The following is an 11,079-nucleotide window of genomic DNA, read 5'->3' on the forward strand; positions in this document are numbered from 1 at the left end:
TTATGACCAGGTAAACTATGTGCCCGAACTGTCTGCCCGCAGTGCCTTTGGTTGCCCGTTGGGGTGGATTCAATATAACCTTCGATATTCTACGCTTGCTGCTTGGCCCGACCCCTTCTAGCGACCTAGACAATGACGGATTCGCCCCGGATCTTTGTAAGCTATGCACGGTCAGACGGTCACGCCTTTGCCCGGAGATTGCACGACCGTATTCGCGAGGCTGGCGTGGCGGTCTGGCAGGACTTGGCCGATATGGAAGGGGGGAATGACTGGTGGGAGCAAATCGCGGGGTTTCTCCGCCGGCCCGAGGTGGAGCACCTCGTCCTAGTCTTAAGTCCAATGGCCGTCGAGTCGGAGATTGTTCGCCGCGAGTGGCGGCTCGCCCGTCAGGAGGGCGTTAGGGTTACGCCGGTGGTCGACGCGAGCAACAGACCAGATTTCGTGAGGTTGCCGCGTGCCCTTGCCCGAGTTCATGCGCTCGACCCAGACGTCGACGAGCAATGGCGTCAGTTGATCCGCATTCTCGAGGGGGCGGGCGGTCAGCCGCGCGTACCCTTCCTTGCGCCGGAGCCTCCGCCAGGCTTTGTCGATCGCCCCGAGGAGTACGAGCGTGTGAAGCGCGCTCTTATCGACGGAAAGGGTGACGCGGTGGCGATCACCGCGGCGCTGCGGGGTGCCGGCGGCTACGGCAAGACATCGCTCGCTGCCAGGCTCGCTCACGACGACGACATCGGCGAGGCGTTCTTCCACGGCGTCCTCTGGACCACGCTCGGCGAGTCGCCAGGTGACGTCACCGGCCGGCTCAACACGCTCACGCGCGCGCTCAACCCCGCCGCGCCTCTCGAGACCGACCCGGATCTGGCGGTTGCTCGCTGGCGAGAGGCGCTCGAGCAACGCCACTGCCTAATCGTTGTCGATGACGTCTGGCGCCAACGCGATCTTGCGCCATTCCTCGTTGGGGGGGAGCTCTGCGCCCGGCTCGTGACCACTCGCGACGCTGCAGTCCTCCCCCGGGGGCGCGGCCGGATGACTATGGTGCCTGTGGATGCGATGAAGTCTGGCGAGGCCATGGCGATGCTGGCTCACGGCCTCGAACCAGCAGCGATCGCAGTGTCCATGCGCGACCGGCTGGGTCGCCTCGCCGCTGCATTCGGAGAGTGGCCGCTGTTGCTGCGGCTCGCGCAAGGTCGCATCGCGCGCCGGGTTGAGGCAGGGCATCCGCTCGACAAGGCTCTGGCCGCAATTGAGGAGGCGTGGGCGGCAAAGGGGATCGGCGCGTTCGATGCGCGCAATCCTGACGAACGCAATGCGGCGGCTGCGGCGTCCCTCGACTTGAGCATTGAGGCGCTGGAATCTCGCGAAGGCACCGAGGCGACCACACGACTCGAGGAGTTCGGTGTGTTTGCAGAGGATCAGGACATCCCGGTGCCGCTGGTGTTTCGCCTGTGGCAGCGGACTGGTGGCCTCGCCGCGTTTGACGGCGAGGACCTCCTCCTACGGCTCCGGGACCTTTCGTTCGTTGAGCGCTACGATTCTGCACGTGGTGTGTTCAGATTGCACGACGTCGTGCGCACCCGTCTGCGCGAGCGGCTGGGAGCGCACCGGCTCCGCTTGCTTGATAGCGAAGTCGCTGACGTCATAGGGGACCTAGCCGCCGGGGACTGGCGCGGCCTCAAGGCTGTTCCCTACGCACTGGAGCATCTTCCGATACATCTCGCGGGCGCGGGAGAAGACGCGAGGCTTGAAGCACTCCTCTCCGATGCCAACTGGATAGAAGCCCGGCTGGCAGCCGGTATTGCCGCGGGCGAGGGGGCGACCGGCCTCGTCAGCACTTACGCCGAGTTAGGGCGCGGTGAAGTGTCCCGAGGTGTGGGCCGCTTGCTTGCCGTTGTTGGGCAGGATCTCGCGATCGACGGTCCTGATCAGGTCATTCCACAGCTTCTAGGTAACGTAGCGAAAGCGCCGGGAACCAGTCTAGCTCTTAAGGCATGGCGCCGGGACCTGCGGGTGCCCGCGCTAGTTCCGATCCCAACAACCGACTCTCCAGACGACTCTCCAGCCGAGCTCATACGCCTTCGAACCGAGTCTCGTGTGGCCAGTATCGCCTTCTCCCCGGACGGGAAGCACCTAGCCACAGCGTTCGAGGATACAATGGCATGGCTTTGGGACGTCGCGAGAGGAAGGGAGATCGCTCGGTTCGAGGGGCGTCGGACCATCGCCTTTTCCGACGACGGGACGCACCTCGCCACCGGCTCCTTGGACAACACGGCGCGGATCTGGGACGTGAGAACGGGTGCGGAGATTCTACGGCTCGAAGGCCATCGGGCCCCCGTCTGGAGCGTCGCCTTTTCTGGTGACGGGACGCGCCTTGCCACCAGTTCCTGGGACAAGACGGCGCGGATCTGGGACGTGGGAACTGGTGCGGAGGTCCAGCGACTCGAAGGCCATGGGGGCTTAGTTTGCAGCGTGGTCTTTTCACCGGACGGGACGCGGCTCGCTAGTGGGTCGATTGACGACACGGCGCGGGTCTGGGATGCGGCGACCGGGGTAGAGATTACCCGACTCGAAGGCCATGCAGCCGGAGTTGTAAGCGTCACCTTCTCTTTGGACGGAGCTCGCCTTGCGACAGGGTCCTGGGACAAGACGGCGCGGGTCTGGGACGTGGAATCGGGTGCTGAGATCATACGCCTCGAAGGCCATGGCTACGGCGTCTCTAGCGTAGCCTTCTGCCCCCAGGGAACCCTCCTCGCGAGTGGCTCCCATGACGGGACCGCGCGGCTCTGGAACGCTCTGACGGGCTCGGAAGCGATCCGGCTCGAAGGCCACGGGGGCGGCGTCAGGTGTATCGCCTTCTCCCCAGACGGAAGTCGCCTGGCCACCGGCTCAGACGACCGGACGGTGCGGCTCTGGGACTCTGCGGCGGGCGCGCGGGTCGCCCAGCTTGAAGGCAATCGAGGCTTGCTGACAAGCGTAACTTTCTCGCCGGACGGGTTAAGTCTTGCTACAGGGTCTTATGACGGGACGGCGCGGCTCTGGGATGTGACATCGCAGAAAGAGGTAGGCCGATTCGAAGGCCATGACGACTGGGTAAGGGCTGTGGCCTTCTCCCCGGACGGAACGCGCCTTGCCACCGCGTCCGACGACCGGACCGCAAGGGTCTGGGAGGTGGCGACGGGTTCGGAGATCGCACGGCTCGAAAGGCAGGGAGGTGAGGTCCCGAGCGTAGCCTTTCACCCAGATGGTACGCGCCTAGCCACAACGTCCTACGGCTACGGGGCGCGGATCTGGAGGGTAGCCACGGGTGCGGAGATAGCCCGGTTCGCCGGTCCTAGCGTCACACCCCTCAGCGTCGCGTTGTCTCCGGACGGGGCTCTCGTCGCTACCGGGTTCAGCGACGGAACGACGCAGATCTGGGACCTGGCGAGTGGATCAGGGTTTAAAGCCTATGACAGCTTCCGGGAGGTATCCCCGAATGGGGCACACGTCGCCAGGTGGTCCGGTGCGACTGTGCGGCTTTGGGAGGTTGCAACAGGGGCAGAGAGCTTGCTCGAAGGCCATGGGGCCGGGGTCGCTAGCGTGGCCTTCTCCTCGGACGGGACGCGCCTCGCCACTGGCTCCGATGACCAGACGGCGCGGGTCTGGGATGTGGCCACAGGCGCGGAAATCGCCCTGTTACGTGGGCACCGCAGTTGGGTGAAGACCGTGGCTTTTTCGCCGAGCGGAACGTGTCTAGCCACTGCGTCTCGGGGCGGGACTGCGCGGATTTGGGATCTGGCGTCGGGCGCGGAAACCATCCGGCTCGAAGGTCATATGGGGGAGATCACCAGCGTGGCCTTCTCCTCAGATTGCGCCCGTCTCGCCACTGGGTCCGACGACCAGACGGCACGGGTTTGGGATGTGGCTACAGGCGCGGAAATCGCCCGACTCGAAGGCCACGTGGACGGAGTCAGAAGCGTCGCCTTCTCCTCTGATGGCAGATACCTCACTATCAGAGATTGGAGCGGAACGGCGCGGATTTGGAATCTGGCGACCAGTGAAATAATTGAACGAGGGATAGGGATTGTCGCGAACGGGGCGGTCAACCTAAGGCTTGAAGGCCACAAGGGTCCGGTCGCAAGTATCGCCTTCTCCCCGGACGGAACGCGCCTCGCCACCGGGTCCTGGGACAAGACGGCGCGGATTTGGGACATGGCAACAGGAGGCGAGGCCATCTGTCTCGAAGGCCACGGGGGAGAAGTCGCTAGCGTGGCCTTCTCCCCAAATGGGTCCCGCCTCGTTACTGGGTCTGATGATCGGACGGTTCGGCTCTGGGATGTGGCGACGGGTGTTGAGATCGCCCGACTGCGGCTGCCATCGGAGGTCAGATCTGTGGCAATTGCTGGAAGCGGTCAGCTTATCGCGGCGGCCGCCGGGGTCGGCAGGCCCCATTTGATAGAACTAATTGCCGCCGGCACCTGAACGCCCTGGAATATCCCAATGACAGCGATCCTGCCGACACCCGCGCCGTCTCTGAGCGGGAAAAGCTCGCGAATTACGCCGCTCCGCGCCTACTTTGCTAACAGCAGCGTTCGACTTGGGTGATGCAGACATGTCTGAGGCGTTGGCCGACGAGATGGACAAGGTTGTCGGCGACGTGGCGTAAACGGCCTAACTTCTTCCAAATTGGACATCATCAAAGATCTGGACAAGAGTGCCGGGCTACTTTCAGATGATAACCGCCGCAGGCACTTTGGCACTTTGGCAAGGTCATTCACAAGTTCCGAAGTTCCCTGCCTGACGAAGTGGCTGAGGCCTTTTCTTATGAGGAGGCAGATGCCTTCTAGACCCTTGGAGAATTCCTCCGCGCAACACGTCGTTAGACGCAACTCAAGTCGAAGGAACAATAATGCCGTCCGGTTAATTTACCTATTCGTGAGCGCGCAAGAGCTGATCTCGCAGCGTAATGGAACTAAACTGCTGACGGCGCCGGCCCCTCGCCTTCCACTATCCGCGATTGTCGGAAAGGTGGAAAGGTCCGAGAATGCAATCCGATTGATACGCAACGTCCGGTTTCGGAGGGCGGCAATGCCGTTTTCTATGACCGGCTTGAGGTGCAGTCCTGCCCAAAGATTATCGTCTCGCTATCTCGGCCCTCGCACCCCTTCTTGCTGTGGATCGTGGTACGCGAGACCCAGAATCAATCAAATAAGGCCAAGCTTACCGGCGACGCTCTTTACTTGGGTATTGGCAGAGGGCCCGGGCGGACGGGAGGACTGTCCAAGTCAATTTCAGGAAAGCGCTGTCCAATCCAGTCAGCAACGGCCATGAGATCGGCTCCTTCGCGGAGGCCTGCTTCGCGGAGGCCGGAAAGCAGGATCCTCGTTGATTCTCCGGCAGAAGTTGGGAACTTTACGATATTGACAACCTGCCTAATTCGCTCGCCCTGTGGCTCTAACCGCAAGAGCTGATCTATGACACTCGCCCAAGCTGGGTTCACTTCCTCATCGGCTATTTCGGCTAGCCGGGTGCGCGCGAGCGAAAACGCTTCCGCCCGCTTTTCTAGACCTAATTGCGCGAGCAGCGGGGCGACAGCCTTCGCCAAAGTGCTGACCTGTTGCGAGTCGGTGCTACTGGCCATGACTGCGAGGATGCGCCCAGCGACAACGCTACCCTGTTCCCGCGCGAGATTGGAAGTCAGCGTCACGAACGTCTCCGACATATCGTTGTAATTAAAAAATGTATCGTCGCGGTTAGGAATGGCTTGGAGGAGTTGCTGCGCGACGGCGTCGGCCTGGTCGGATGTAAGCTCGACAGGAAGCGCTACAAGCGCTTGAATTAGAGCTCCAAACTTCGCGGCGTTATGGGAGTTTACACCGTTCGGTGTATCTTTGAGTATCTTCGAGATGGCCTGAAGGAGGCTCTCAGCAGCAGCGCCAGTCTGATCGGACGTGAGCTCGACGGGGAGCGCTACAAGCGCCAGCACAAGATCGCTGAGCTCATGAGGATCGGTACGGTTTGAGATAACTTGCAAAATGCGCGCCGCAGCGTTGGCCTGCCCCGGTTGGAGCTTGGGAGCAAGGGACGCGAGTGCTTGTGCCAGACAGCTGAACTGGTTTGAATCGGCCGATTTTGGGATGGCCTGCAGGATGCGCTCGGCAATAGCATCGGCCTGCTGCGACCCAAGCTTGGGAACAAGCGCCGCGAATGCCTGCCGCATAGCGCCGAGCTCATGGAGTCCAGTGCTACTGGTCATTCCCTGGATGATGTGCTCGGCGGCAGCGCCGGCCTGCGCCGGCGCGAGCTTGGGAGCAAGCGCAGCCAGAACATGTGCCAGACGGTAAAGCATGTCGGGACGAGACTTGCTGGGCGTCGTTTGGACCACCATTCGCTCAGCGGCAGCGGCGGCCTGCTCTGGCTGGAGCCTGGGAGCAAGCGCTACGAGAGCCTGTAGGGGTTCGCTTGATCGGTCTGAATCGGTCATGGCAAGAAGGACCAGGAGGAGACGTTCGGCGGCAGCGCTGGCCTGCTCAGGCGGGGGCTCGATGGGGAGCGCTGTAAGCGCGAGCACTAGACCGCTGAGATGGAAAGAATCGGTGCTGTTCGAGATTGCCCGAAGGATGCGCTCTCCAACGTTGCTCGCCTGCTGCGGTCCTAATAAGGGAGAAAGAGTTGAAAGTGCCTGTACGGACGCGCTGAACTGTTCCTGATTAGTACTACTAGCCAACATTGCTTGGAGGATCGGTTCGGCGGCAGCGGCCGCCTGCTGTGGTTGGAGCTTGAGGGTAAGCGCAGAGAGAGTCTCTGTCAGACCGCGGAGTTGTTCAGAGTCGATGCTTTTTGGGATGGTCTGAAGAATGATTTCGGCGGCAGCGGCGGCCTGCTGTGGCTGGAGCCTAGGAACTAACGCCATGAGGGCCTGCGCCAGACGCTCGAGAACTCGGGGATGAGAGGTGATGGAAATGGCCTTAAGGATGCGCTCGGCAGCAGCGTCAATCTGTTGGGGTGTTAGTTCAGTGGGAAGACTTGCAAGCACCAGTACTAGAGCGCTGAGCTGGTAGTCATCTGTACTGTTTGGGATCGATTGGAGGATCTGCTCAACAGCAGCCCCGGCCTGCCCCGGTTGGAGCTTGGGAGCAAGCGCCGAAAGCATGAGCACCAGAACATCGAGTTCATAGGTTTCGCTGCTGCTTGAGATAGCCTGAAGGATACGTTCGGCAAATGCGCCGGCCTGGTCCGGCTGGAGCTTAGAGGCAAATACTGAGAACGCTTCCGCCAAAGCCTCTCGCTGCTCTTCATCAGTGACATTGGGCATGCTTTGGATGACACGCTCAGCGGCAGAGCCGGCTTGATCGGAGGTGAGAACAACGGGCAAGCCCGCGAGAGTCTGGGCTAGAGTGACGAGCTCGTTAGGATCGCTGCTGCCGGCCATAGCCTGGAGAATAAAGCGCACAGCAGTATCAACGCGCTCCGTCTGAAAGCCGGCCGTTCGAGCAAGTTCGCCAGGTTGCCCTCCCAGCTTCGCGATGCGAGCAGGATCGTTAGGTAGCTTAGACCAAAACATCTCTACCACGTTCGGCGCATCTGCGGCGTGCTCGGTGAGTTCCCAAAGTGCGGCGACCTCATGGCTTTTTATCAATCCGTCAGGATCGAGCTGCGCCCAGATTGAATCGGCCGTGGCGGCATCACGCTCGAGTAAAGCGGTCTGTTCCGCATCAAACGCTCGCCAGCCAAAAAGCGCCGCAAGAACAGCCAGAAGCGCAATCGATGCCGCCGCAAATTGGAACCGGCGCGCTATCTGTCGGGCATGTTTAGCTCTCTTTTTTGCCTCAACTAATTCCCGCTCCTGCGCTAAGCGGTTTGCCTCCTGCCTGGAATTCTCAAGTCTCAAAGACGCCTCGATGTAGCTCACTACCTGTGGGCCAAGTGTCCAGCGCCTTCGATGCAAGAGATCCTCGGCTTCCGCCAGCGGTTGTCCCCGCGACAGCAGGCGTGAGGGCTTGTCTTCCACTTCGTCTTGCCAAGCGCGACTCGAACTCTCAACACGCTGTCGCGCCCGCAGGTCGTCCATCTCGGACCTAATCCATGCAACCAGTCTGTCCCACCTGCGAAATAGCGCCTCGTGCGTGACCTCGACAAACTCGGTGCCCATCGATAGCAGGCGCGCCTGCGTAAACGCATCGACTATGCGCTGGGCTTCCACAGGCACGTCAGCGAGTGGCATCGGTCGGCGCAAAATCCGCCCGTCACCCGACAGGTCGGCCATGCCGAACAGGAGCGTCGACCGGAACGCCTCGATCTCTTGTTCGGATGGCGACAGCTCATCAAAGATCTGCTCAGCCCGAGAGCCCACAACCTTCTCCAGCCCACCGAACGCGTCGTAGTCCGCATTGGTGAAGGTGAGTTCGGCCTTGCCGTACCTGTCCCACATCTCTCGCAGAACAAAGGCGAGCAGCGGCAGAGCATCATCGGTCTTCGCCTCATCAACTATTCGGGAGGTTAGCCCAGCCCGGATTTCAAGGCCGACCAGCCGTGCCGGCTCTTCTATGACCCGGTGGAAAGCTTGACGCGATAACGGGCCAAGTTGGTAGGTCTGGGTGCGCAAGAGCTCCCCTTGTGGCGTTGGCTCACGCAGAGCCGCGTGGCGCTGCAGGGTACCGCTGAAGTCGGCGCGTAGCGTCGCTAGGCAAACTAACCGGTGGTCGGTGCTCGCAAGCGCATCGCGAAGAGCTAGTAAAAAGAGGTCGCCCTCCGCAGGGCCGATTGCCTCCTCAAGCTGATCGATGGTCAGCAGCACGGTTGCGCCCTGAAGGCCCCTTCGCAGGCGCAGCTCTGCTACCGCAGCAACGATCCGTCGAGCCCAAGCGGCGTGATCCCCTAAAAGGGTTGAGTTTCCCGGAAGTGGTCCGGGGAGAGCACCGCCGGCCGCAATCCGAAGTGCGTCGACTAGTTCGCAAAGAGGCTGACGGAGTGGGCGGAAGGGAGGCACGATGAGCCAGTGCTCGGGATCGCGATCCAGTCGGGGCAGCACTCCAGCGCGCACCAGTGAAGACTTGCCCGTGCCGGACGCGCCCTGCACGATAGCAAGGCGGGCTCGTCCAGGAGCGCGGCAGCCATTGAGGATCGCGAGGAGTTCGGTGATCTCCTGCTCGCGCCCAAAGTAGATCGAAGCGTCAGCCCGATCAAAGGCGGCAAGGCCCGGGTAGGGTGCGCGATCATCCTTCAAGACGAACAGGTCCTTAGGATCGAGCCCGGCGCGGACGAGGGTTTCACGAAGACGTCCACGCGCCTCCTCTCCGTTCCGCCAGTCGATGGCCTGCACACGACTTAAAACGGGTGGTGCCCTGTGCGCGTAAACCTCCCGCTCGACATCAGCAATGCGCAGCGGGATGACCGCCTTGCGCAGCGCCTGTGCGTGGCTGGCTTCGGCAACGCACCACGACGAATCAAGCCAGTCGGGGCTGATGAGCGCAATCAGCGCCCGGCAGCGGCGCAGCTCTGTGTAGAGGCGTTCCTCCCAAGCTTCCCCGCCGACAATACCATCGAGGGAGTGGTGATCGACGAAGACGGCCTCGTGACCTTCGCCGCGCAGCCAGTCCCGGAGCGCGCCCGCGATCACATCGTCGCGACTGCTATGGCTCAGGAATAGGAGACTCAATGTAGTGCTCCTGGAATCTAATTGTTTAGTCCCGGCATTCCCTTCGGGCGAGCCGGCAGATCGGTGGCGATGCCCGCCCCTTCTGTTTCATGACGGTCTTCTGGTTGATCCACAGCGCTTCACCAGTCTTGGACCGGACTCTGAAGTCGGTCCGAGAAGCTTCATGCGTACCACCTATCGCAATGTGATCGCGAGAAAGAAATTTCGTTTGAACTCATTCGGTTTCGAGTACAGGCGAAGCTGTGGTCAGGTATGTTCTCTCACGAAGCGAGCAACTTCCAACGATATCTGCGCAAGGGTCTCCTGCTGTTCAGAGGCTGACATTTCTTCAAGAGGCCGCTTGGGGTCATGAGCCGCCTGGATCCTTCCAAGTGCAGTTGTCTCATAGGGCGATTTGCGAACGTGAACCCAAAAGATACGAATGAGATCACTCTCGTGAGACCTCAGCAGAAACGGCAGTTCCCGCTCCAAAATGAACGATGAGGATAGGAACGCCGGCGTCACCAAAAGCAGGGCGGCCTTGGAAGCTGTCATGGCGCGCTGAATCTCCCGTTCGAAGCTGGCGCCGATCGGAATCGCGCTGTCATCCCACACTGTGAAGACTGGCTCTGGAAGCGATCCAAGCCGCGCTTTAATTGTTGTCAACCACTCACGATCCAGGCGCGCATAAGAGACAAATAGCTTGTCACGATTGCTCTCTGCATCTCGCGAAGCAAGGTGATCGGCGACCAGCACCATCAAATCTGCCGCCAACTGGCGCGACGATTCTTCCGACGCAATTTGCCGACCCAATATGGTATCGAAACTGGAGTGCGAGACCCCCCAAACTCCTCCGGCGTGCCAGCGCTGGCCCATCTCCATGAATACTTCTTGTGCATCTCCTCCCGATGCAGCTATCGGGAACACTGCGCGCCGTTCCTGCATGGCGTGAGCATAAGTTCGATAGGTGCCACCGACCCCACCGATTAGAACCACCGCATCGGCGAAACGGAGAGCTTCCACCCATTCTGAAGGTCCCAGATCGACCGGCACTACATGTCCTCCCTCAAACACTGGCCGAGTGCCACGCGGAACAACTTGAAGAAGCAAGTCGGACAGTGGTGTCCGCGGTTGTTCAGTGGCTAGCGTTCTCTCGAAAGACTGGGCGGCGAGGTAGTCCACGCCATGCCAACCTCCAACCACCAAACCAAACCCATCCCTGGCAAGAGAAGTGCCTACTGCCTCAGCCAGCCAAACCGTCTCGCGGGCAAGCCCTGCCTCCCGCCCTGTTCCTGCAACCAATATCCATCGTTTCCGCATTCAGAATTTCTTCTACGATCCCAGGGGTAAGGCTATTGCTTATGCTCAAACGAGCCTTGTCGGCCAAAGCGTACGCCTCCGGCGAAGGCCGCCTTGCGAGAAGATGGCACGGTAGCGAGGCTGCGCTCTTAAGGTCGTCCTTACGA

3 protein-coding genes are annotated in these 11,079 nt (G+C 61.1%); 1 reads left to right on the plus strand and 2 read right to left on the minus strand.

Features of this window, described 5'->3' with window-relative positions; all coding sequences use genetic code 11:
- Positions 1–132: 132 nt before the first annotated feature.
- A complete protein-coding gene (locus AC0L2X_RS26045; protein WP_473600593.1) occupies positions 133–4,458 on the plus strand; it encodes a TIR domain-containing protein in 4,326 nt (1,441 codons plus the stop codon).
- A 754-nt stretch (positions 4,459–5,212) separates the two neighbouring features.
- On the opposite strand, the gene AC0L2X_RS26050 is transcribed toward AC0L2X_RS26045, so the two are convergent.
- The gene (locus tag AC0L2X_RS26050; protein WP_473600594.1) at positions 5,213–9,634 is read right to left on the minus strand and encodes a toll/interleukin-1 receptor domain-containing protein; all 4,422 of its coding nucleotides are present in this window, start codon (positions 9,632–9,634) and stop codon (positions 5,213–5,215) included.
- Positions 9,635–9,880: 246 nt separating this feature from the next.
- Positions 9,881–10,666 carry a toll/interleukin-1 receptor domain-containing protein gene (locus AC0L2X_RS26055; protein ID WP_473600595.1) on the minus strand — a complete coding sequence of 262 codons (786 nt, stop codon included), beginning with the start codon at positions 10,664–10,666 and terminating at the stop codon, positions 9,881–9,883.
- Positions 10,667–11,079: the final 413 nt, after the last annotated feature.

Source organism: Mesorhizobium sp. WSM4828 (genome assembly GCF_055811175.1).